General features: G+C 59.9%; 25 protein-coding genes. 14 read left to right on the top strand and 11 right to left on the bottom strand.

From position 1 onward, the window contains the following. Positions 1–18 precede the first annotated feature (18 nt). The 4 genes from AC07V9_RS17370 to AC07V9_RS17355 all read right to left on the bottom strand — a co-directional run bounded on the left by AC07V9_RS17370 (position 19) and on the right by AC07V9_RS17355 (position 3,471). Positions 19–810, bottom strand: a complete 792-nt coding sequence (locus AC07V9_RS17370) for an ABC transporter ATP-binding protein (protein WP_495016893.1) — start codon at positions 808–810, stop codon at positions 19–21. A 17-nt stretch (positions 811–827) separates the two neighbouring features. Next, the gene (locus AC07V9_RS17365; protein WP_495016892.1) at positions 828–1,565 is read right to left on the bottom strand and encodes an ABC transporter permease; all 738 of its coding nucleotides are present in this window, start codon (positions 1,563–1,565) and stop codon (positions 828–830) included. 13 nt (positions 1,566–1,578) lie between these two features. Continuing rightward, positions 1,579–2,298 (bottom strand): ABC transporter permease, encoded by a 720-nt coding sequence (locus AC07V9_RS17360; protein ID WP_495016891.1) that lies wholly within the window; start codon positions 2,296–2,298, stop codon positions 1,579–1,581. Between the two features lie 276 nt (positions 2,299–2,574). Then, the gene (locus AC07V9_RS17355) at positions 2,575–3,471 is read right to left on the bottom strand and encodes a LysR substrate-binding domain-containing protein (RefSeq protein WP_495016890.1); all 897 of its coding nucleotides are present in this window, start codon (positions 3,469–3,471) and stop codon (positions 2,575–2,577) included. A gap of 105 nt (positions 3,472–3,576) precedes the next feature. Here AC07V9_RS17355 and AC07V9_RS17350 point away from each other — a divergent pair, with 105 nt between their 5' ends. The 5 genes from AC07V9_RS17350 (at position 3,577) to AC07V9_RS17330 (ending at position 9,715) form a co-directional block, all read left to right on the top strand. Beyond that, positions 3,577–4,392: a HalD/BesD family halogenase gene (locus tag AC07V9_RS17350; RefSeq protein WP_495016889.1), complete on the top strand. Its 816-nt coding sequence runs from the start codon at positions 3,577–3,579 to the stop codon at positions 4,390–4,392. A 215-nt stretch (positions 4,393–4,607) separates the two neighbouring features. Then, positions 4,608–5,465, top strand: a complete 858-nt coding sequence (locus AC07V9_RS17345; protein WP_495016888.1) for a transporter substrate-binding domain-containing protein — start codon at positions 4,608–4,610, stop codon at positions 5,463–5,465. Between the two features lie 376 nt (positions 5,466–5,841). Further along, positions 5,842–7,344: a glycine betaine/L-proline transporter ProP gene (gene proP / locus AC07V9_RS17340; RefSeq protein ID WP_495016887.1), complete on the top strand. Its 1,503-nt coding sequence runs from the start codon at positions 5,842–5,844 to the stop codon at positions 7,342–7,344. Positions 7,345–7,554: 210 nt separating this feature from the next. Next, positions 7,555–9,294, top strand: a complete 1,740-nt coding sequence (locus AC07V9_RS17335) for a dipeptidase (protein ID WP_495016886.1) — start codon at positions 7,555–7,557, stop codon at positions 9,292–9,294. A gap of 172 nt (positions 9,295–9,466) precedes the next feature. Beyond that, complete coding sequence (locus AC07V9_RS17330) at positions 9,467–9,715, top strand: hypothetical protein (RefSeq protein WP_495016935.1); 249 nt, start codon at positions 9,467–9,469, stop codon at positions 9,713–9,715. Positions 9,716–9,819: 104 nt separating this feature from the next. Here AC07V9_RS17330 and AC07V9_RS17325 read toward each other — a convergent pair whose 3' ends face one another. Continuing rightward, positions 9,820–10,515 carry a tRNA (adenine(22)-N(1))-methyltransferase gene (locus AC07V9_RS17325; protein ID WP_495016885.1) on the bottom strand — a complete coding sequence of 232 codons (696 nt, stop codon included), beginning with the start codon at positions 10,513–10,515 and terminating at the stop codon, positions 9,820–9,822. A 199-nt stretch (positions 10,516–10,714) separates the two neighbouring features. Here AC07V9_RS17325 and AC07V9_RS17320 point away from each other — a divergent pair, with 199 nt between their 5' ends. Continuing rightward, a complete protein-coding gene (locus AC07V9_RS17320) occupies positions 10,715–11,047 on the top strand; it encodes a hypothetical protein (protein WP_495016884.1) in 333 nt (110 codons plus the stop codon). 253 nt (positions 11,048–11,300) lie between these two features. Here AC07V9_RS17320 and AC07V9_RS17315 read toward each other — a convergent pair whose 3' ends face one another. Further along, positions 11,301–12,734: an NAD-dependent succinate-semialdehyde dehydrogenase gene (locus AC07V9_RS17315; protein ID WP_495016883.1), complete on the bottom strand. Its 1,434-nt coding sequence runs from the start codon at positions 12,732–12,734 to the stop codon at positions 11,301–11,303. A gap of 135 nt (positions 12,735–12,869) precedes the next feature. After that, a complete protein-coding gene (locus AC07V9_RS17310; protein WP_495016882.1) occupies positions 12,870–13,163 on the bottom strand; it encodes an ArsR/SmtB family transcription factor in 294 nt (97 codons plus the stop codon). A 360-nt stretch (positions 13,164–13,523) separates the two neighbouring features. On the opposite strand from AC07V9_RS17310, the gene AC07V9_RS17305 reads away from it, so the two are divergent. Both AC07V9_RS17305 and AC07V9_RS17300 read left to right on the top strand, forming a co-directional pair. Next, complete coding sequence (locus tag AC07V9_RS17305) at positions 13,524–15,008, top strand: nucleobase:cation symporter-2 family protein (protein WP_495016881.1); 1,485 nt, start codon at positions 13,524–13,526, stop codon at positions 15,006–15,008. Positions 15,009–15,061: 53 nt separating this feature from the next. Further along, positions 15,062–15,541, top strand: coding sequence for an LEA/WHy family protein (locus tag AC07V9_RS17300; RefSeq protein ID WP_495016880.1), 480 nt, complete (start codon positions 15,062–15,064; stop codon positions 15,539–15,541). A gap of 9 nt (positions 15,542–15,550) precedes the next feature. Here AC07V9_RS17300 and AC07V9_RS17295 read toward each other — a convergent pair whose 3' ends face one another. Together AC07V9_RS17295 and AC07V9_RS17290 are read right to left on the bottom strand one after the other, a co-directional pair. Next, positions 15,551–16,045: a GNAT family N-acetyltransferase gene (locus AC07V9_RS17295; RefSeq protein WP_495016879.1), complete on the bottom strand. Its 495-nt coding sequence runs from the start codon at positions 16,043–16,045 to the stop codon at positions 15,551–15,553. 85 nt (positions 16,046–16,130) lie between these two features. Beyond that, on the bottom strand, positions 16,131–16,388 hold the full coding sequence (locus AC07V9_RS17290) for a hypothetical protein (RefSeq protein WP_495016878.1): 258 nt from the start codon (positions 16,386–16,388) through the stop codon (positions 16,131–16,133). Positions 16,389–16,591: 203 nt separating this feature from the next. Between AC07V9_RS17290 and AC07V9_RS17285 the strand changes: the two genes are divergently transcribed. Continuing rightward, positions 16,592–16,909: an ElaB/YgaM/YqjD family protein gene (locus AC07V9_RS17285; protein ID WP_296181903.1), complete on the top strand. Its 318-nt coding sequence runs from the start codon at positions 16,592–16,594 to the stop codon at positions 16,907–16,909. A 97-nt stretch (positions 16,910–17,006) separates the two neighbouring features. Here the strand turns inward: AC07V9_RS17285 and AC07V9_RS17280 are convergent, their stop codons facing one another. Together AC07V9_RS17280 and AC07V9_RS17275 are read right to left on the bottom strand one after the other, a co-directional pair. Continuing rightward, the gene (locus tag AC07V9_RS17280) at positions 17,007–17,501 is read right to left on the bottom strand and encodes a hypothetical protein (RefSeq protein ID WP_495016877.1); all 495 of its coding nucleotides are present in this window, start codon (positions 17,499–17,501) and stop codon (positions 17,007–17,009) included. Between the two features lie 96 nt (positions 17,502–17,597). Continuing rightward, positions 17,598–17,951 carry an SPOR domain-containing protein gene (locus AC07V9_RS17275; RefSeq protein WP_495016876.1) on the bottom strand — a complete coding sequence of 118 codons (354 nt, stop codon included), beginning with the start codon at positions 17,949–17,951 and terminating at the stop codon, positions 17,598–17,600. Positions 17,952–18,598: 647 nt separating this feature from the next. Here AC07V9_RS17275 and AC07V9_RS17270 point away from each other — a divergent pair. From AC07V9_RS17270 to AC07V9_RS17250, 5 genes are all read left to right on the top strand, one after another. Then, a complete protein-coding gene (locus tag AC07V9_RS17270; protein ID WP_495016934.1) occupies positions 18,599–19,231 on the top strand; it encodes a paraquat-inducible protein A in 633 nt (210 codons plus the stop codon). Beyond that, a complete protein-coding gene (locus AC07V9_RS17265; protein WP_495016875.1) occupies positions 19,228–19,842 on the top strand; it encodes a paraquat-inducible protein A in 615 nt (204 codons plus the stop codon). Before AC07V9_RS17270 ends, AC07V9_RS17265 begins: the two co-directional genes overlap by 4 nt. Continuing rightward, on the top strand, positions 19,835–21,517 hold the full coding sequence (locus tag AC07V9_RS17260) for a PqiB family protein (RefSeq protein ID WP_495016874.1): 1,683 nt from the start codon (positions 19,835–19,837) through the stop codon (positions 21,515–21,517). Before AC07V9_RS17265 ends, AC07V9_RS17260 begins: the two co-directional genes overlap by 8 nt. After that, positions 21,514–22,131 carry a PqiC family protein gene (locus AC07V9_RS17255; protein ID WP_495016873.1) on the top strand — a complete coding sequence of 206 codons (618 nt, stop codon included), beginning with the start codon at positions 21,514–21,516 and terminating at the stop codon, positions 22,129–22,131. The genes AC07V9_RS17260 and AC07V9_RS17255 overlap by 4 nt, the downstream gene beginning before the upstream one ends. Before the next feature lie 378 nt (positions 22,132–22,509). Beyond that, on the top strand, positions 22,510–22,974 hold the full coding sequence (locus tag AC07V9_RS17250; protein WP_495016872.1) for a helix-turn-helix domain-containing protein: 465 nt from the start codon (positions 22,510–22,512) through the stop codon (positions 22,972–22,974). The last annotated feature ends 27 nt before the right edge of the window (positions 22,975–23,001 follow it).

The raw sequence follows: 23,001 nt of genomic DNA, 5'->3' as shown, positions 1-23,001 counted from the left end.
CTTTCAGGGGGCTTCGGGTCAATCGGTGGTGCGCTGATGGTGGCTGGCGACGAACTGGCGAAAACGCTCGGTCGGCAGCCCTTCGAACAGCTCATCGGGGGTGCCTTGGGCATCGATCACGCCCTGGGCCATGAACACCACGCGATTGGACACATGGCGGGCGAAGCCCATTTCGTGAGTCACCACCAACATCGTGCGCCCCTCTTCTGCCAGCGAGCGCATCACGCGCAGCACTTCGCCCACCAGTTCGGGGTCCAGGGCCGACGTCGGTTCGTCGAACAGCATCACCTGGGGGTTCATCGCCAACGCACGGGCGATGGCCACGCGCTGCTGCTGACCACCGGACAAGTGCGCCGGATAATAGTCGCGGCGATCGTAAAGGCCGACCTTGTGCAGCAGCTGTTCAGCCTCCTCGATGCACTCGGCGCGGGAGCGTTTGAGCACGCGCATCGGGCCCTCGATGATGTTCTGCAGCACGGTCATGTGCGACCACAGGTTGAAGCTCTGGAACACCATGCCCAATTTGCTGCGCATCGCTTCGACCTGACGGGTGTTGCTCGGCAGCAGGCGACCGCTGGAATGCTGCTTCATCTCGATGGCTTCGCCATCCAGGACGATGCGCCCTTCGTCCGGGGATTCCAGCAGGTTGATGCAGCGCAGAAAGGTGCTCTTGCCCGATCCGCTGGCCCCCAGAATCGAGATGACATCGCCCCGGTGGGCGTCCAGGGAAATGCCCTTGAGCACCTGCACCGAACCGAACGACTTGCAGATGTTGCTGACCGACAAGGCGGCCTCGACGTGTTGATTCATGGCTGTCTCCGGTGCAATCAAAGGGAGGAAGGCGTTTCGGGGGCCGGTGTGGCCACGCGCTGTACGGGACGTTCGCGCAGGTGCGGCGAGAGCTGGTACTCGATCCACGACATGAAGCGCACGATGAGGAAGTTGAGAACCAGATAAATCAGTGCCGCGCAGAGGAAAACCTCCATGGTGCGGTAGGTGCGCTGAATGATCTGCTGGGCGATGCCGGTCACGTCCCACACCGTCACCAAGCTGGCGATGGCCGTGGACTTGACCATCAGCACGGCTTCGGTCGAATAGGCGGGCAACGCCTGACGCAAGGTAACCGGTGCGATGATCCGACACAGCAGCGTCCAGCGGCTCATGCCGACTGCCAAGCCCGCTTCGATCTGGCCATGGGGCACGCTTTGCAGGCCGCCGCGAATGATTTCGGCGGTGTAACCGGCGGTGCACATCGCCAGCGCAACGACCGCGCAGCCGTAAGGCGAGCGCAGGATTTCCCACATGACGCTGCTGCGGATCGCGGTGAACTGACCCAGGCCGTAATAGATGAGGAACATCTGGATCAACAGCGGCGTGCCGCGAAACAGCCAGATGTAGAAACGCGCCGGGTAGCTGAGAAACGGCCAGCGGCTGACACGCATGGCTGCCACGCCAATGGCCAGCAACAAGCCGATGGACAGGCTGGAGAAGAACAGGCTCAGGGTGGTGGGCAGCGCCGCCAGGAGTTTGAGCAGGGTGTCGCTGAGAAAGGCAAAATCGATCATGAGTGGTCCCCTCTCAGGCGTTCGGGTTGCGACGCTGGGTGCGCTGCACGCGGGTTTCGGCGATGTTGAACAGGCGCCCGGAGAGGCCCGTGAGGATCAGGTAGCAGGCGCCGCCGACGATGTAAAAAGTGAAGTACTGGCGAGTGGAACCGGCCGCCACCTGGCTGGCGCGCATCAGTTCGACCAGGCCGATCACCGAGATCAACGCCGAATCCTTGAGGGTCATCTGCCAGACGTTACCCAGCCCCGGCAACGCGTAACGCCAGACCTGCGGAATCAGCACGCGGCGCACGCGCATGCTCTTGGTCATGCCAATCGCCAGGGCCGCCTCCAGCTCGCCCTTGGCCACCGCCAGATAGGCGCCGCGATAGACCTCGGCCTGATAGGAGCCCGAAATCAACCCCACCGCCAACGCGCCCACCAGGAACGGCGGGGTGTCGATAAATCCTTCGCCGCCGAACCAGTGGTTGACGGCGCCCAGAATAGTCGCGCCGCCGAAATAGAACAGGTAGATCACCAGCAGCTCGGGAATGCCGCGAAACAGGATCGAGTAAGCGTCACCGAGGTAACGAAACAGCCGACGCCGCGACAGCTTGGCCGCTGCGACGGTACTCCCGGCCACGGCCCCCACCAGCAAGGCTGACAGGGTCAGCAGCACGGTCATGCCCGCTGCCTTGAGCAGGGCCGCGCCCCACCCGTTGTTTCCGAAGCTGAGCAGCTGTAACAGATCCATAGCGTTTTTTCCGCCGCGAACAGTGAAACGTCCGGTGCCTGACGACACCACCCCACTCATACATACTTGTCTTTACAAGCATATGCAATTTGATTGCCAGTTCGTTTGCGTCGGCCATCAGAGCCATCCGCAACCCCTCTGTTCAGGCGATCAGGCACGCATAAGGTTCCACCGGATGCGCGTAGGAAGGCGTGACAAATGACTGTAGGACGCATCACCTTGGGGCGGTCAGAAACATCCGGCCCCATCCAAGTGCGTCGAGGTGTAACAACTGGATCAGCGATTGCCCAGCAGTTCGACGAGGCTCTGCACATTGGCGCGCTTGCGCTTTTCAGGCGGCACGAATGCGCAATACGGGTGGCCCAACGGCAGTGAGCGGGATGACAACACGATCAACCGACCCGCCGCGAGATCCGCCTGAGCAATCAGCTTTTGCCCCAAAGCAATGCCGCAACCTTGCCGAGCGAGGGTGATGGACAGGCTCGACAACCCGGAGCGGCGCCCCAAGGCGGGGTCAGGGGGCGGCAGGCCGATGTCACTGGCGTACCAGTCGCTCCAGGTCGGGTGCGAAGCGTAGTTCTGCCCCCACTGGGTGTGAATGAACAGGCTCTGGTGGATGCGCGTGAGGTCGAAATCGCTGTTGCCGTGGCGGTACCACAACTCCGGCGCACACAGCGGGACCACCTGATCGTGAGCGAGGGGAATCGCCTCCAGCGTCGGGTAATGGTAATCGCCGTAGCTGACGCGGATATCGATGTCGTGGCGAGCCAGATCGACAGGGTCATCCTCGACCCGCACGTCCACCGACAACTGCGGATGACTCTCCAGCAAGACCGCCAGCTTCGGTGCCAGCCACACCTCGGCCAGGGAGAACGGCACGCTGATGATCAGGCGCGTGCGCATCTCCCCTTCGAGCAGGCGCAGGGTCATGGCGGCGATGTCGTCCAGGGCACGGGAGGTCTGCGGGTAGATGGCCAGGCCCGCGTCCGTCAGGGACAGCCTGTTGCCATTGCGCACGAACAGCTTCTTGCCAAAGTAGTCCTCCAGATGACGAACCTGCTGGCTGACTGCGGCGGCCGACACCCCCAATTCCTTACCCGCCGCAGCAAAGCTGGCCAAGCGTGCAGCCACCTCAAAGGTTCGTACTGCGTTGAGCGGCGGCAGCTTGTTCATGAAGGCCTTCCCTAAGATTTTCTGGGGGGAGGCTAACAATTTTTGCCGTTGTTGCGAAGATTTTCGCAGGTTAGGTTAAGCGCACATCTCATCGGGAGGGCCGACATGAACACCGTCATCAATCTTCAGCGCTATCCACTGGACCGACCCGGCAGCGCCGAGTGGCAGGCACTGGTCGATGCTTCGCGAGCAGAACTGGCGCGCAACGGCATGTTCAGCCTGGAAGGCTTTATCCAGCAGGCCGATGTCGCACAGGCCGCCCGGCAGATTCAGCCGACCATGGACGCCGAATCCCACACCCACAAGCGCTCCCACAACATCTACTTCAAGCCAGACATCCCGGAGCTTGCGGCCGATCACCCGGCGCTGAAGAAGGTGGAAACCGTCAGCCACACCCTGTGCGCCGACCAGCTCAAAGCCACCCTGGTCACCTCGGTCTACGAGTACCCGCCGCTGGTGAATTTCCTCAGCGCGGTGATGGACAAGCCCGCGCTGTACGTCATGGCCGATCCCCTGGCGCGCGTCAATGTGATGAGTTATCGCGAGGGCGAAACCCTCAACTGGCATTTCGACCGCTCGGAGTTCACCACCACCCTGATGCTGCAGGCCCCCGACGCGGGTGGCGAGTTCGAATACCGCACGGACCTGCGCACGGCCGACGATCCCAATTACGACGGCGTGGCCGCACTGTTACGCGGAAACGACCCATTGGTGCAGAAACTGCGTCTGAGCGCTGGCACTTTGAATGTGTTTCGTGGGAAAAATACCGCGCACCGCGTCACCCCGGTACAGGGACAACGCGAACGAATGGTCGCCGTGTTCTCGTACTACGAAAAACCCGGTGTGATGTTCACCCCCGAGGAGCAGACCGGCTTCTACGGAAGGGCCGCGCAGCTGACCTCTGACCACACAGCGGCATAATAAAAATCAGCGAATCGCACCTTTTGATCTAAGGTGTGCTTGAAAAGTCGGTGAGCGAAGATCAGGCAAGGCAAAAACAGGCGAGGAAGCGGAGTTTAGGGACCTAAATGAGCATTCCGAGCCTGTTTTTAACGCAGCATGGTCGAGCGCAGCCACTTTTCGGGCAAAACCTTGTTTGACCCTGCCAGTCCTTTTTTAATTATTTGGGGAAACACATGGGCCACACTTACAAATTCACTAAAAAAATCCTCGCCTGTGCGGTACTGGGCGGCAGTCTGATGATGGCCGGCACTGCTTTCGCCAAAGAATGGACCTCGGTGCGCGTCGCCACCGAAGGCGCCTACGAACCCTGGAACATCACCTTGCCCGGCGGGGAAATTTCCGGCTTCGAACCCGAGCTGCTCAAGGACGTCTGCGCCCGGATCAAGCTCGAATGCAAGCTGCAGGCTCAGGACTGGGACGGCATGATCGCAGGCCTCAATGCCGGCAAGTTCGACGTGCTGATGGACGCCATCGTCATCACCCCGGAACGCCAGAACGAGATCGCGTTTTCCATCCCTTACGCCAACACCCAGGCCGTGTTCGTCAGCGCCGATCCCAAGCTGATCGTCAGCATGCCGAGCAATGAAGTGATCAAACTCAGCGGCGATCCGACCAAGGACAAGGCGGCCATCGACAAGATGAAGGAACTGGTCAAAGGCAAGACGCTGGGGATTCAGTCCGGCACGGCGTACACCGAGTTCGTCGAGAAGAACTTTCGCGACATCGCCACCATCCGCGAGTACAAGAAATCCGCCGAACACCTGTTGGACCTGAACGCGGGGCGGATCGACTTTGCGTTTGACGACGTGACCTTCTTCACCTCAGCCCTCGAAACCCCGGATAACAGCGCCGTGAAAATGATCGGCCCGAAAATCGGCGGCGACATCTGGGGCCCGGGTGAAGCGCTGGGCTTTCGCAAAGCCGATAACGACCTACGCGAAAAATTCGACGGCGCCCTCAAGGAAGCGCTGGCTGACGGCACGGTGAAGCGTCTGTCCGAGAAGTGGTTCAAGGCTGACATTCGTCCGTGATGCACTGAATGCGGTGTGTCAGACACACCGCTGATCCTGTGGGGCTTTCGGTGGTTAACACGGTGTCTCAGGCACACTGCAAACCCTGGGGGAGCTTCCGGAGGTTACGACGGTGGCGAATGCGGTGGATCAGGCAGAAACTCTGTCACTGACACTCCGTCATCGCTGCCGTCGTAACCTCCGACGTCTCCTACAAACATCGCGGTACGCCGGGGATTTTCGTACCTCATCCCCCCGCGACACCCTCACTCGCCGCGAAAAATCCTGGCCGGCGCTGAATTATTTCGTGTCCTCATGTATCTGATCGCAAAGAGCGGTGCCATTAAAACAATGGCATCGACGTCAAGCAACACCGATTGGAAACTGAGTGACCCGTATGAAATCAAGCAAGAAAAAAGTCCAGCCCATCGGGCTCAAAGACATCACCATCGTCGACGACGCCAAGATGCGCAAAGCCATCACGGCCGCAGCGCTGGGCAACGCCATGGAGTGGTTCGACTTCGGCGTGTACGGCTTTGTCGCCTATGTGCTGGGCAAGGTTTTCTTCCCCGGTGCCGACCCTGGCGTGCAAATGATCGCAGCGCTCGCCACCTTCTCCGTGCCCTTCCTGATCCGCCCGCTCGGAGGCCTGTTCTTCGGCGCCCTGGGTGATAAATACGGCCGACAGAAAGTCCTCGCCGCGACCATCGTGATCATGTCCCTGAGCACCACCGCCATCGGCCTGATCCCCTCTTACGCCTCCATTGGCATCTGGGCGCCGATCCTGCTGTTGCTGGCGAAGATGGCTCAGGGCTTCTCGGTGGGAGGCGAATACACCGGCGCCTCGATCTTCGTCGCCGAATATGCGCCGGACCGCAAGCGCGGTTTTCTCGGCAGCTGGCTGGACTTCGGTTCCATTGCCGGTTTCGTGTTGGGCGCAGGCGTCGTCGTCTTGATCTCCACGGTCATCGGCGAAGACAAATTCCAGGAATGGGGCTGGCGCCTGCCGTTCTTCCTCGCCCTGCCGCTGGGCATGCTCGGGCTTTACCTGCGTAACGCCCTGGAAGAAACCCCGGCCTTCCAGCAGCACGTGGAAAAACTCGAACAGGGCGATCGCGAAGGCCTGTCCCATGGCCCGAAAGTCTCGTTCAAAGAAGTCGCCACCAAGCACTGGCGCAGCTTGCTCACTTGCATCGGCATTGTGGTCGCGACCAACGTGACCTACTACATGCTGCTGACCTACATGCCGAGCTACCTGTCGCACAACCTGCACTACAGCGAAAACCGCGGCGTGCTGATCATTATCGCGATCATGGTCGGCATGCTTTTCGTTCAGCCGCTGATCGGCTTCATCAGCGACAAGATCGGCCGCAAACCCTTCATTATCGTCGGCAGCATTGCGCTGTTCATCTTCGCCATCCCGGCGTTCATGTTGATCATCAGTGGCAAAATCGGCCTGATCTTCTCAGGCCTGTTGATCCTCGCCGTGGTGCTCAACTTCTTCATCGGCGTCATGGCCTCGACCCTGCCGGCGATGTTCCCCACCCACATTCGCTACAGCGCGCTGGCCAGCGCTTTCAACGTCTCGGTGCTGATCGCAGGTGTTACCCCCACCGTGGCCGCCTGGCTGGTGGAGAGCACGGACAATCTGTACATGCCCGCGTATTACCTGATGGTGGTGGCGATCATCGGCCTGATCACCGGCGTGACCATGAAGGAAACCGCCAATAAACCCCTGCGCGGTGCAGCGCCTGCGGCCTCGGACATGCAAGAAGCCAAGGAGCTGCTCCAGGAGCATCACGACAATATCGAGCAGAAAATCGAAGACATCGACGCACAAATCGCCGAGCTGGAGGCCAAGCGCAAGGAGCTGGCGCAGCAGCATCCACGCATTGATTAAGCAGTGAAGCAGCTGAGCCGTTCAATCGGGAACGGCTCTGCCACGGCCTTTTCGTTGAAATAATTTTTCACATCTGCGCCGCTTTCCCCTGACATCGCGACACATTCTCCCTTCAGGGTTCCCCACCCTTTCCCGCGATGTTAGGTTGCAGATCTTTCTGGCTAAACGATCAGAATTCTTTCAAATCCGCTGCAAAGGAATGCTTCATCCATGAAATTTCCCCTCAAGCCCCTGGCGATGGCCACGCTGGCTATCGCCGGTTTCTCCTCGTTCGCGATGCCTGCCTGGGCCAACCTTTCCGCGCAACAGAGCGACGTCATTCTCAAGACCTTCAACGACGCATCGGTGACCGACTTCAGGCAGTTCCTGACTCGCGTAGCCAAGAGCGACGTGGCAAAAGCTGACCACCTCGGCGCTGGCATCCAGGCTTTCCTCGACAACAAGACACTCAACGCCGAGCAGCAGAATGAGATTCATCGCCTGCTGGGCCTGTATGCGCGAGTGAAATACGGCAGTGCCGCCACTGAAACCCTGCGCGAGCTGGTCGAGATTCCGACCTATCGCAAAGATGGCGTCCCACAGCATGAGAACCCTGAATTCCTGAAGATTGCCGAGAAAATCAAAAGCCTCGCGCAATCCTTCAACCTTGATTTCCGCAACATCGATAATCGCGTCTACGAAGTGTCGCTGGACGGCGCGGGCAAGGAAGTCGTCGGCATTCACGCCCACGCCGATGTGGTGCCGGTGACCCCGGAGAATTGGGTGCTGCAGGACGGCACGAAGCTCGACCCGTTCAAGGTGACGCTGATCGGCGATCGCATGTACGGGCGTGGCACCGAAGATGACAAGAACGGCATCGTCGTGGCGCTCTATGCGATGAAGATCATCAAGGAAGAGAAGCTGCCGCTGGCGCGTCATTTCAAGCTGCTGATCGACACCACCGAGGAAACCGCAGGCGACGCCATTCCCTATTATTTCGAGCGCAACCCTACGCCGGACTACAACCTGGCACTGGACGGCAGTTATCCGGTGGTGATTGCCGAAAAAGGTTACGGTACGGTAATGGCGACCTTCCCTCGTCGCGCCGCCGAAGGTAAGGGCGCAGAAGTCACGTCGATGACCGGCGGCATGGCGACCAACCAGATTCCGTCCCGCTCGGTCGCGACCCTGGTCACCGACAACCCCGCCGAGCTCGCTGTGGCGCTGCAAAAGGCAGGCGCCGAATACGTCAAAAGAAACGGCGGCGACTTTCAGATCGAGGCCAAGGTCATCGGCAAGGATGTCAACCTGACCGTGACCGGCGTGTCGGCGCACTCCTCCGAGCCACAATCAGGGGTCAACCCGGTGGCGCGGATGCTGGACTTTCTCAACGCTCTGGACGGCAAGGTCGCATTCAAGCACAACGCGATCACCGATGCCGCGCGTTACGCGGCGGATAACTGGGGGCTGGATTATCTGGGCGGCAAACTGGGGATCGGTTTTTCCGACGCGTTCATGGGCCCGCTGACCACCTCGTTGACCTACGTCGCGCAGGATGACAAGGCGTTCAAGCTCGCCGTGAACCTGCGTGTGCCCAAAGGCAAGTCCCCTGAGACGCTCAAGTCCGAAATCGCTGGCAAGCTCGACGCCTGGGGCAAGAACACCCACATCGCGCCGGCTTTCGATTACTCCATCGCCGAACCGATGTACCGCAACCCTGAAGGCGAGTGGGTCAAGGCGCTGCTGGCCGTGGCCAGCGAGAACCTGAACATGAAACACACATTCGGCACCTCGGCCGGCGCGACGTCGGTGCATGAGCTGCCCAACGGCGTGCAGTTCGGCCTGGCGCGACCGGATGTGAAATACACCGGCCACACCGACAGCGAGTTCAAGACCACCGGGCAATTCCTTTTGGACTTGCAGATCGTCACCGAAATGATGGGACGCATCGGGCAGTTGCCCAAGCTCTGATAAGCGTTAGCGAACCCGCTCTTGCAGCGGGTTCTTTTTTGCCTGATACGCCCAGGCGAACCTTGGGCCACTCGCCCCAGCAAAAAGATTGAACCGCTTCTGAAAGCTTTCGCCTAATGATCAGCTTGTGGATATTCCCCAGGCTCTGTGCCAATACGGGCACTTTCAAGAGGTGGTTGACGTGGCTAAAGACGACAAGAAAAGCAAGAGTGACGCTTCGAAATCCAGTAAGGACTTGAAAGACAAAAAGGCCTCACCGGCCAAGAAGTCGGAAGCGGCGTCGGCCCTTTCAAAGTCTTCCGAGAAGAAAAGCAGCAAGAAGGACGCTGAACCCAAGAAGTCAGCGAAAAAAGCGGACAGCAAACCCGAGAAAGCCAAGAAATCGGACAAAGCCGACAAACCTGCAAAAAAGAAAAAGTAACACCCGCTGCCCAACTAGGGCGTTACGCCCTAGTCTCTCTTCCTGCGCGACGGCATCGAATTCAAAAGAGCCGACGCCGCACGCGTTGATCCTGTTTGACACCCTCATGCCAGCAGTTCAGTGATCCACTTCACCTGGCGGGCGATGTCTTGCACTTTTTCCTCGGGCACCGGCTGTCGAGCGTGGGCAAAACCGGCCAGGGTGCGCTGCCTCAAACGCAGAAGACGCTGCCACTTGAGCAGGAACGCCGGGCTGCGGGTTTGCATCTGCACCGGGCCGAAGTACAGCTGCTCAGGGGTGTAGCAGACCGGGCCGCAGGGCTCGGCGACGATGATCTCGTAATCGAAACGGTTTTCCCGCAGCACTTCTTCACAGGTGATGCCATAGCCGTTTTCCATCAGCCATAAACGCAAGGGCTGCTCGCCGCCGTTGGGCTGCAGGATCAGGTGCTCATGGCCCTTCAGGCGGGTTTTGTCGCGTCTGAGAATGTCGCGGATGGTCTCCCCGCCCATGCCGCACAGGCTGATCGCAGTCACCCCATCCCCCGGTTCGATGGCCTGCAGGCCGTCGGCCAGACGCACGACAATCGACTGCTCAAGCCCGGTCTCGCGCACTGTACGCTCAACAGCCTTGAACGGCGTCAAGGCCACCTCACCCGCCACCGCCCACTCGATAAGCCCGCGACGCATCAATGCCACCGGCAGGTAGCCATGATCGGAGCCGATATCGGCCAGCCGCGCGCCCGGCGGCACATGGGCAGCAACCCGCTCAAGCCGCCGCGACAATGTCTGTTCGTTCAACTGCTGCCTCTGTGGTGGGCTGGGTCGGGACGCGATTCTGGCGAAAGGTCGGGCGGCCGCGCAAGCGCAGGACACCTGAATGTGGTGTGATTTTTGTTGACCCTTTACTCAACGTTTACGGAGTCTGGACGTTCCTTTACACCGATTCGGTGTTTCATAGCTCCATGGCGAACCCAAACACATCGCCTGAGGAGACACCATGATTTCGAAGATGACTAAAGCCTTGATCCTGTCCGGTTGCCTGGTCGCTGCGGGAGCAGCGTCGGCGAGTGAACGCGATGTGATAGTGCCGGTCATCGCCGGGGCGGCGGTCGGTGCAGTGCTGGCGACCGTGATCAGCGGGTCCGGCCATGACCACCATCGTCCTCAGTATCAGGAGTACCGGCCACAGCCGCGTTATCAGCCGGCGTATTACCAACCGGTGGCCTATGTGCCGGTAGCGCCCCGCCGCTTCGCGCCACCACCGCCGCATCGGTATTACGACCGTGGCTATGACCGCCACTGGGATCATCGCGAGGCTGGGCGTTGGTGATTCGGGTTGTTGATTTTTGATGACCGCCGTCAGGGATGATGGCGGTCTTTTTATAGTGCCGAAGCAGGTACGGGCCCAGCCGCAGGTGGCGAAAGCAGGCGTCGCACCTGTGGGAGCGAATTCATTCGCGAGGCGCCTGCACAGCCGATACATCTCCACCGCCTGAACCATTTAACGCGAATGAATTCGCTCCCACAGGTATGGCTAGCCGACGGATCTTCGCCGGAACTCAAACGCCACCCAACTCAAACCATCAAAGATTGAACACCGTCACCAGCTTGGTATTCAGATAAGCCTCGATCGCCTCAGTCCCGCCTTCAGACCCATACCCCGAATCCTTGATCCCGCCGAACGGCACCTCCACCAGCCCAATGCCCTGATGGTTGATCGACAGCATCCCCGCCTCGATCCGGGTGCTGAGGATATGCGCCGTTTTCATCGACGTGGTGAACGCATACGACGCCAGGCCAAACGGCACACGGTTGGACTCCTTCACGGCGTCCTCCACGGTATCGAACGGCACGATCAATGCCAGCGGACCAAAGGGCTCTTCACTCATCGCACGCATGTCCGTGGTCAGGCCGCTCAACACCGTCGGCTCGAAGAAATAGCCAGGGCCCTCCACCGCCTTGCCGCCGGTTTCCAGCTTGGCGCCCTTCTCGCAGGCATCCTTGATCAACGCCGCCAGCGCCGGAGCCCGGCGTTCGTTGGCCAGCGGGCCCATGGTCACGCCCTGCTCCAGACCATTGCCGACTTTTACTTCATGGGTAAAGCCGACGAACTTCTCGACAAAGGCGTCGTACACCCCACGCTGCACCAAGATACGCGTCGGAGACACACAGACCTGCCCGGCGTTGCGGAACTTGGCGCCTGCCAGGGTACGCGCAGCCAGATCGATGTCGGCGTCGTCGAACACCAGCGCCGGGGCGTGACCGCCCAGTTCCATGGTCGCGCGCTTCATGTGCTGACCGGCCAGTGCAGCCAGTTGCTTGCCCACTGGGGTGGAGCCGGTGAAGGTGACTTTCTTGATGATCGGGTGCGCGATCAGGTAGCTGGAGATCTGCGCCGGATCGCCAAACACCAGACCGATCACGCCTGCTGGTACGCCAGCATCGATGAACGCGCGGATCAGTTCGGCAGGCGATGCCGGGGTTTCTTCCGGGGCCTTGACGATAATCGAGCAGCCAGCGGCCAGTGCCGACGACAGCTTGCGCACGATCTGGTTGATCGGGAAGTTCCACGGGGTGAAGGCGGCAACCGGGCCAACCGGTTCCTTGATCACTTTTTGCTCCACCGACACATTGCGCGACGGCACCAGACGGCCGTAGGCGCGGCGGCCTTCCTCTGCCAGCCAGTCGATGATGTCGGCCGCAGCGAGGGTTTCCATGCGCGCTTCGGTCAGCGGCTTGCCCTGTTCCTGGGTCATGATGCTGGCGATGTGATCGGCACGATCGCGCAACAGGTTGGCGGCTTTCTGCATGATCTTGTAGCGATCATACGCCGGGGTGCTGCGCCAGGTTTCAAAGCCGCGCTCAGCGGCGGCGAGGGCCTTGTCCAAATCGGCGATGTCGGCATGGGCCACGGTGCCCAGGGTGTCACCGGTTGCCGGGTTGATCACGGCGAGGGTGCGGCCGTCTTCACTGGCGCGCCATTGGCCATCGATATACAGCTGAACATCTGGGTACATAAGAAACTCCGAGTGCGCCTGTGCAAAGGCGGGAGGATGGGAGAGCGAGGGCAGCCAATTTACAGGCATATACCTGCGACTATCAAGACAAGGTCGTACGATGTCTTATAAATATAATCCTATGCCGCTTGCTGCTCAGATCTGCATCAGTTGCTCGGCATAAGCGCGCAGTGTTTCACGCTGGATCCTGAAGCTGGCGTACTTGCCTTCGCGCAGCGTGGTGATCAGCCCTGCCCGCTCCAGCTCCTTGGTGTGATGGGACACCGTGGCGGCGCTGACGGGGTGGACCTTGAGCAGCTCGGCGCAGGGAACGGCATCCGGGCTGGCGCCGATCTGCAACAGAATCTGGTAACGCCGCTGATCGGCCAGGGCCCTGGAAATGAGCGCCACCTGCTGATCAGTCATCGGAAAGCGTTGTGCCGTGCTCATGAAGGTCGGTTCGCCTCAGTAGAAACCTCCTTGTCGAAATCAGGCCCGTCGCGAACGGGTGTTGCGAAGAACAGCGCCAGTTTCGACGCCCCTGGGCGCCTGAAGGTTCAGCCGCAACAGAATAAGCGGCCAGCGCAGACCCGCGAAGCATTTTCTGGCATTCTGCGCGCCCTTTTATTTCCGGCGCCACACCCCGCCCATGGCAGTTTTTTGTACACAATTTTCAAATGAATTGTTTTTCGGCGTGTCGACATGTTGTACAGTCGCAAAACCTGACCGGCTAGACAGCTTTTGTATACAGGTCAGTACAGCGTCAACTGCAAAGCCCACGACCGAATAAAAACAATTGGCAGGCTAACCATGACCACACCTCAAAGCAGTTCCTCCCAGCGCCCTGCTGCGCGCAAGACCGACCTGATCTACGGCCTCAACGACCGACCGCATTTCACCGCCGCCATCTTTGCGGCCCTGCAACACGTACTCGCCAGCTTCGTCGGCATCATCACCCCGACCCTGATCGTCGGCAGCGTGCTGGGCCTGGACAGTGAGGTGCCCTACCTGATCAGCATGGCGCTGTTCGTGTCGGGCCTTGGCACCTTTGTTCAGGCCAAACGCTTCGGCCCCATCGGCTCGGGCCTGTTGTGTCTGCAAGGCACCAGCTTCTCGTTTCTCAGCGTGATCCTCAGCGCCGGTTTTCTGGTGAAGAGCCGAGGCGGCGGCACCGAGGAAATTCTCTCGACCATCTTTGGCGTGTGCTTCTGCGCAGCTTTTGTCGAAGTGGTACTGAGCCAGTTCATTGGCAAGCTGCGCAAGCTGATCACCCCGGTGGTCACCGGCACCATCATCACGTTGATGGGCCTGTCGCTGCTCAAGGTGGCGATGACCGACATGGCTGGCGGCTTCGGCGCGCCAGACATGGGCTCGGCCGCCAACCTGGGGCTGGCCGCGCTGGTGCTGGGCACGATTGTGCTCCTCAATCGTTTCAATATTCCGTTGCTGCGCCTGAGCGCGATCATCATCGGCCTGACCCTGGGCTTTGCCGTGGCCTGGTACATGGGCCGCGTGGACTTCGCGCAGATGCCGCAGGTGCCGGTGATGAGCATTCCGGTGCCGTTCAAATACGGCTTCTCCTTTGACCTGCTGGCGTTTATCCCGATTGCAGTGATCTTTCTGGTCTCGCCGCTGGAAGCCGCGGGCGATCTGACTGCCAACTCGATGATCTCGCAGCAGCCGGTGAGCGGGCCGGTGTACATCCGCCGCATCAAGTCGGGTCTTTTGGCAGACGGGCTCAATTCGGCCATGGCGGCAACCTTCAACAGCCTGCCGATGGTGACCTTCGCTCAGAACAACGGGGTGATTCAGCTGACCGGCGTGGCCAGCCGCTACGTCGCGTTTTTCATCGCCGGGATTCTGGTGTTGCTGGGGCTGTTTCCGATCATTGGCGCGGTGCTGCAACTGATGCCCAAACCGGTGCTCGGCGGCGCGACGCTGATCATGTTCGGCACCGTGGCGGTGGCCGGGATCAAGATCCTCTCCGAGGCCGGGCTGCATCGGCGCAACATGCTGATCGTGGCGATCTCCCTGGGGATGGGCCTGGGTGTGGCGGCGGTCCCGGAAGTGTTGCGCGAGCTGCCCAAGGCGCTGCACAACATCTTCGAGTCACCAATCACCGTGGGCGCTTTCTGCGCGATCATCCTCAACATCTTCCTGCCCGAAGAGCACATAGAGGAAGAGATCACCGAATTCGACCCGGAAGCCTCTACCGTCAAGGTGCTGCAGGACCCGGCGAAAAGCGCCGAAACAGAACCTCTCTCCCCCCATGCGGTCGCACAGTTGGAACGCTAGGCTTTACCGAGCGGGAGCCCTCTCCCGCTCTGCCTCGCCACTGGAGCACCGTGATGCCGCAACGCCCGATCCGCACCCTGCTCACCTGTCTACTGTTGCTGGCCTTGAGCGCCTGCGCGCTGTTTCCCAATCGCGACCCGCTGAACATCAACGTGGTCGGCATCGAGCCGCTGCCAGGGCAGGACCTGGAAATCCGTTTCGCGGTGAAGCTGCGTCTGCAGAACCCCAACGACACTGACATTCAATACGACGGCGTGGCGCTGAATCTGGACGTCAATGGCAAGTTGCTGGCTTCAGGCGTCAGCGATCAGAAAGGCACCATCACCCGGTTTTCCGAAGGCGTGCTGACAGTGCCGGTCACCGTCTCGGCGTTCGCGGCGTTGCGTCAGGCGGTGGGGCTGACCGAAAAACAGAGTCTGGACAATCTGCCGTACGAACTGCACGGCAAGCTGGCGGGCGGCCTGTTCGGCACCATGCGCTTCTACGATAGCGGCACGTTGAGCCTGCCGCAGCCTGCCAGCGGGAGTTGGTGATGCCTGTGTTTACAGGCTCAAAGCGTAGAAGCGCGTATCAACCACCATCAGCGGGAAGCTCGCAGGCAGGGCCTCCTGCTCGATCAGCTCGAAACCGTGGCGTTCGTAGAAGCGGTGCGCTGCGAGGAATTTCGCGGTAGTGCCCAGGTAAATCCGCTTCACCCCACGCTCGCGCGCGGCGTCGATCAGGTGCTCAAGCAGACGTTTGGCAACCCCATGCTCTTTCCCGCGCCAGGGGGCGGCGACGAACATCTTGCGCAGGGCCACTTCGTGATTGCCGATATCTTTCAGGGCGATGGTGCCGATGACCTTGGCATCGCCACGGGCCACCCAGAAATCACCTGCGCCGGTCTGATAGAACCGGGCAATGTCCATCAAGTCAGGCTGATCTTCAGCCGAGATGTCGATGCCGAATTCTTCGCGCTGGATCGGCACGATCAGCTTGATGATGCCTTGCTCGTCCCCAGGTGCGTAACGATGGATACTGACGTCGTGCATGTTCAAACAGGCTCACGGTGATCAAGATCGGTGAATTCTGCCCGTGAGCGGCCGTTGGGTAAACCCGGCAGGCATCCGGGTTCGCTGGCGATCAGGCGCGAGCGGCGGCAACCAGGCGGTTGACTTCGGCGCGCACCATATTGGCGTATTCGGGGGGCGACATGGCGTCCAGTTCCGAGCGCACCCACTCCGACCACTTGCCCTTGCGCTTGGCGCGCTCGCCCATCAAGCGGGCCGCTTCGCCCTTGGCCTTGCCCAGGTTGCTCTGCCACAGCTCGAACAGACGTGATTTTTCGTCCTCGATCTCGGCGCGCTCGGCAAGGGTTTTGTTGGCCAGGTTAAAACTCATGACGTTTACCTCTGTGTGCAAAAACAGGACGCGGCGCGCAGGACTGATGCCGCCCCGGACGCGTCAGCATCTTACACCGCTGCTCCGGGATACCCGATTACATTCGTCGCACTTTTTGCGCCGACCTCGAAATACGCTGCAACTTTTCCCGGCCCAAGCGACTCCATTGCTCACTGCCATCATCAACTGAAAGGAAATTTGCCATGGCTCGTAAAACCGCTGCCCAAAACGCCGCCGAACAGATCCAGGATCAAGCATTCAGCGAATTGGCGGCCCTCATCGAAGAGTCCGACAAACTGCTCAAGGACAGCGCTTCGCTGGTCGGCGAAGAGGCAGAAACCGTACGCGCGCAGCTGAGCCTGAAGCTCAAGCAGGCCGTGGATTCCCTGAGCAGCGTGCGTGACAAAACCAAGCCCGCCGTGCAAGCCACCGAAACCTATATCGGCGGCCATCCATGGCAGACCGTAGCGGTGTCCGCCGGGTTCGGTCTGGTGGTCGGCCTGTTGTTGGGTCGTCGTTGAAATATTGAGGCATACCCACATGTAGGTATGCGCAATTGATCTGTGGGAGCTGGCAAGCCCGGCTCCCACAATGTCGCGTCCGCTGCGATCTTCTTGCTCAACCCTGCCGCTGCGGCACAACGCCCTGCAGTAACTTGCCGAAATAATCCGCTGTAAATGTCACGGGCTCTGAGTCTTTCACGCCCACCGTCTTCTTCAGCAGCCAATCGCGCTGCCCGGCCTCGCGATACAGGCTGTATTTCTCCTGCCCGTGCAGGCTCACACCCCCCACCGATACACTCACCTGCCCTTTAGGGCCCATGGCATCAGGCACGAAGGCCACTTCATGGGCGCCCAGAAAAAAGCCCATGCGGCGGGTCATGAACGGTGAGTTTTCGTCGGGATAGCCCTTGCCTTGGGCCAGATGCGGCTCGTACTCGAAGCGGGTCTGACCCGCGTCCAGCAACGGCTTGAGCCAGCCTTCGACGGTCTGATACAGGGCTTCGATGCTGGCATTCCATTGCGCCAGATCGTCGATAAAGCGTTGTTGCTTCTGCTCTTCATAACGCTGGTTGGCGCTCAGCAGGTCACTGAGGCGTTGAATCTCGTCCATAGCGGCGATTCCCGGTTCACGCACTCGAGTATTCGAGCGCGTGAACGAAGGGTGGCACAGCCTTGCCAGGGTGTCGCGTTACATCGCGGGCCAGGCTCAGGATTTGGGCGCGATGACTTCCAGTTGCGACAGGCGATGGCCCTTGACCAGCGCGGCGTCGATGTCGATCTTGGCCTTTTCGGCGGCCTCCTGGTTGTCGAACGGGCCAATCATGACCACTTCCTTGCCGTCGACCTTGACCACGTAAGACGGGTAATGGTGCTCGACCAGCCAATAGGTCATGTCGCTCAGGGCTTCTTTCAAATGAACGCGAATGGTCCACTGCGGCGAAGCCGGGGTCGGTGCTTCTGCGACCGAATCGGTCGCCGGAACCTTCGCGGGCGTTGCCGGTTTACCGCCGTCACAACCTGCCAGCATCAGTACCGCCACCATCATTGCCATCTTGCGCACGTCTGTTGCTCCTCGTCTGAAGTGGCGAGAGTCTACCACCGCCCATCCCCACGAGTTGTAACACGAGAATTCACGCAAGGACGGGGCGTCGGCGCACGCCACCAGCGGCCTGCTCTGCGCCTCAGACCTGCGACTTTCCGACGCGGACCACTGTGAGAGGATCGATCACCCATGAGTTAGCGCTGCTCGTCATAAGTACGGCCATGGCTCAGCCAGTTGCCGGTTCTTGACCGGCGGCAGCAGTGGCATTATCAGCCGTGAGGGCGATACCCAGCGCCACGGCAGTGAACAACAGCGAATTATAGGGGCTCAGCGTTTCTTATTAGAACCGGAAGCGTCCGTGCCCCGGCTGCAAAGCCGTGGAGCAAGCTGTGCCACGCCCATGAAACATTGTTTTTTCAGGGGGTTATGACGATTTCTATACGCGCAACACCCCTGTATCGCGCTACACTTGTTGCGTTTGCGACGACACAGGTCGCAACACCTCATCTCCCGGTACAACAGCAAACGTGCTTTGATTCAATGGTTTCTTCATACCGCCTGATGCGGCATCGAACGCGATGCTGGCATTGTGGTCAATGTCCTCACACGCACGCCTTTGAAGCCGAACTATCGTGAACACCCCCACCCCCTCGCCGACGGCGCCGATGACTCGTCATTCGAGCCCCCTGACCGATCCCGATCAGTGGATCATCTGCGAGCATTGCGATTCGCTCTATCACGCCGAGCCGCTGAACAAGGGCGAGTCGGCGTATTGCCTGCGTTGCGCCGCTGTTCTCGACCGAGGACACCGCATGAGCATCGAACAGATGCTCGCCTTAAGCATCGCCGCCGGCATCATGTTCATCTTTGCCAATGTGTTCCCCGTGATCAGCATCAGCATGAAAGGCCTGCACAACGCGGTCACCCTGTGGGGCTCGGTCCAAGCGCTGGCTCAGGGGCAGATCACGCTGATCGCGCTGGTCGCAGGGCTTGCCATCATTCTCGCCCCGGCCTTGCAGATCGCCCTGCTGTTCTGGGTGCTGGTGCATGCCCATCGCAACGAAATCGCTCCCGGCTTCAAGACCTGCATGCGCACCCTCGAACACCTGCGCCCCTGGAGCATGCTCGAAGTCTGTCTGCTGGGCATTCTGGTGGCGATCATCAAGCTGGCAGGCATGCTCGACGTGCACCCCGGCACTGGCCTGTGGGCCATGGCCATGCTGATGGTGCTGATCCTGCTGATTGCCGGCAAGGACATCCGCAGGCTGTGGGATGAATTGGGAGTGGAGCCAGAATGAACGGCATCCCTTTCGCCCGCGAATATAAAGTCACGCTGTGCCATGTGTGCAGTTACGTCTGCCCCGAGGATGCCCACGACTGCCCGCGCTGCGACTCCCCGGTCCACCGACGCAAGCCCAATAGCCTGACGCGAACCTGGGCGTTTCTGATTGCCGGGCTGATCTTCTACATCCCCGCCAATGTCCTGCCGGTGATGTTCACCACGCTTTTGGGCAGCGCCAGCGAAAACACCATCATGAGCGGTGTGATCGAGTTCGCCGAAAGCGGCTCGTGGGACATCGCCATCCTGATTTTCATCGCCAGCGTGCTGGTGCCGTGCGTCAAGTTCCTGGTGCTGGGCATGCTGCTGATCACCTGCCAGCGCCGCAGCCAGTGGGCGACGCGTGAGCGTTCACGGCTCTATCGTTTCATCGAGCTGATCGGCTACTGGTCGATGCTCGACGTGCTGGTGGTCGCCCTGGTGGCGGCGCTGGTCCAGTTTCGCGGCCTGAGCACCATCGAGCCGCGGCTCGGCATCCTGTTTTTTGGTTTGGTGGTGGTGATGACGATGTTTGCCGCCATGAGTTTCGATCCCCGGTTGATCTGGGACGCAGAGGTTGAAGATGCCTGATAACACCCTACCCCCATCGGCACCCGAGCCGGTAAGACCCAAGGTCAAGGCGCGCAAGGCGCGTGTCTCGCTGGTCTGGCTGGTGCCGATCGTCGCCGGTGTGATCGGCTTGTCGATGGTCATCCACGACTTCCTCAACGTCGGGCCCAAGGTGGTGGTCAGCTTTCTGACCGCTGAAGGCCTGGAAGCCAAGAAGACCCAGGTCAAGTACAAGAACGTGGTCATCGGCACCGTCACCGACATCACCCTGAGCGAGGACCGCACGCACGTTCTGGCGACCATCGAACTCAACCAGTCAGCCACGCCGTTCACCCGCGCCGACTCGCAATTCTGGGTGGTGCGCCCGCGCATTGGCGCCCACGGCGTGTCGGGAGTCGACACATTGCTGTCCGGGGCCTTTATCGGCGCCGACGCCGGCAGCTCGGAGAAGACCGAGAAGAACTTCACGGGGCTGGAAAACCCGCCGCCGGTGACCTTCGGCGAAAAAGGCAAACGCTTCATCCTGCACACCGACGACCTTGGCTCGCTGGACATCGGCTCGCCGATCTACTTCCGTCGCATTCAGGTCGGCCAGGTGGTGGCCTATGAGCTGGCCAAAGACGGCAAAGGGGTGGATATCGAGATTTTCATCAACTCGCCGAACGATCAATACGTGCTGACCGACTCGCGCTTCTGGAATGCCAGTGGCGTTGACGTCAGCCTGGGCGCCGCGGGCCTAAAGGTGTCGACCCAATCGCTGACCTCGATCATTTCCGGGGGTATTGCCTTTCGCGAACCCAAGTACAGCCCGGACGCCAAGCCCGCCGATGGCAATACGGAGTTCAAGCTGTTCGAAGACCAGGCCACCGCCCTGGCGCCGCCTGATGGCGAGCCCAAATACATTCGCATGCGTTTCAACCAATCGTTGCGCGGCCTCGTCGTCAATGCGCCGGTGGATTTCCTCGGCGTGAACATCGGCCGTGTCGTCTCCGTGGACCTGGATTATGACCCGGCCACCGGCACCTTCCCCGGTGTAGTGGGCGCGGTGATCTACCCGCAGCGCCTCGGCGCGGCCAACGACAAGCTCAAGGAACAGGCCGGCGGTGGCGATGAAGAAGAGCAGACCTCGCGTATTCTCGGCCGCTTCGTCGAACGTGGCCTGCGTGCGCAGATTCGCACCGGCAACCTGTTGACTGGCCAGCTGTACGTGGCCATGGATTTCGACCCCAAAGCCCCTCGGATCACTTACAACGCCAAGGCCCGTCCGCTGGACATCCCGACCGTGGGCGGCAGCTTCGACAAGCTGCAGGAGCAACTGCAGGCGTTCGTCGACAAACTGGGCAAGATCCCGATCGACGAACTGGCCAACAACCTCAATGGCAGCCTGATCGAACTGCAAAAGACCATGAAGAACGTCAACGGGCAGGTCTTGCCGCAAGTGACCGGTACTCTGCAGCAGGCGCAGAAAACCCTGGGCAATGCCAACGCGACGCTTTCGGATGACTCGCCAGCCCGTCAGCAATTGGGCCAGGCCATGGAAGAAGTCCAGCGCACCGCGCGTTCGGTGCGTGCATTGACCGACTTCCTCAGCCGTCATCCTGAATCGTTGATTCGGGGTCGCACTGGCGATGCAGCGCCCGGCTCGTATAAAGGTTCGTCCTCTTCCCGTGAAATCGCTCCGGAGCCTGCCCAATGACCTTGCGCCCTCACCTCTTGGCATCGACTGTCGCGCTGGCGCTGACCCTCAGCGCCTGCTCTACGGCACCGACCCATTACTACACCCTGATTGCCCCCGCGACCCAGGCGCCGGCCACTGTCGGGCGGGCTGCGTTTCAATTCGAAATGCAGCCGGTGCTGATGGCCGTGCAGGTCGATCAGCCGCCGCTGGTGGTGCGTCAAGGCGACGGCAGCCTGGCGATTCTGGAGAACGAGCGCTGGGGCGCGCCGCTGGGCGATGAATTCCACGACGCGCTGACGGGCGAACTGGAGCGCCGTTTTGGGTCGCGGGACCTCGCTGGCCTGCCCAAACAGAGTGATCAGCCAGTACTTTCCATCCGTACGGATGTACGCCGTTTCGAGTCTGTACTCGGTCAATATGCCTTGATCGATGTGGTATGGAACTTGAGCCTGCGTGGCAATGGCAATCAGCGCCAGACGCTGACCTGCAGCAGCGTGATTCGCCAATCTGCGGGCATCGGCACGGAAAACCTGGTATTAGCGCACCAAAAGGCCGTTTCTAGTTTGGCCGATAGCATCGCTAGAACGGCAACTGAGTGGGCGCGACAAACTTCGGCGCGTTGCCCTTCCTGATATCCACTGTGCAGCCTAGGGTGTCAGAAGACTTAACCGCCGAAGTTAATGACACCCTCAAAGAGTTACCCTCAAACAAATACCTTCAAACGAGTGAAGACGAATATTAACTTTGTATAGGTATTAAAACCTTTACAAGTTCTGTCTTTCCTGCCCATACGAGTGTTTAATAAAATTTCATCACGCCGATTGGATCCCCTTCACACTCCGATCAATTATTCTGTATTGTCATGTCGTGCACCACCACAGTGCTCAGTGATGAGAGCTCAATAGTCAGACTATTTCTTATTTAGCATCGTAGTAAACGCTTGGCGTTTGTGGGGAGTCATCGCTGGTTGAGTAGATCGGCATTCAGCTACAAGGAACTGGGAGAGAAACATGACAGGGATTGGTCCTAGGCTTCGAGAGGAGCGCACACGTCTTAAATTGTCACAAAGCGCCATGGGCGCCATTGGCGGCGTCGAAACCAACGCTCAAGGCAACTATGAAAACGGTTCACGCTCTCCCAAGGCAGATTATTTACTACGTATTACCGGAGCTGGCGTTGATATCAATTACGTACTGACCGGAACTCGGCAGAAAAAAGATGATATCAATTTGATTTCATCTTTCCTGCCTGATCCCGCTAAGGAAGAATATTTTGCGAAAGTTACTCATCAACTGCATCACAATCTTCATGGACTAATTGACGCTCTCTACCAAATGGTCCTGCTGATCGAACTGCGCGCCAATGACGCCCCTGACGACAATGCAAAAACCGAGTTGCAAACCATCCGTTCTCAGGCACAGGAATTGGCCCAGGCATCGGTTCGATTAATCTTCGACACCTCGAAACTGATCTGATATCGGCGCTTCATGCTGCACAAGTGT

The organism is Pseudomonas sp. GW821-FHT02A11, assembly GCF_059421985.1.
This window is presented reverse-complemented; position numbering and strand designations above follow the sequence as displayed.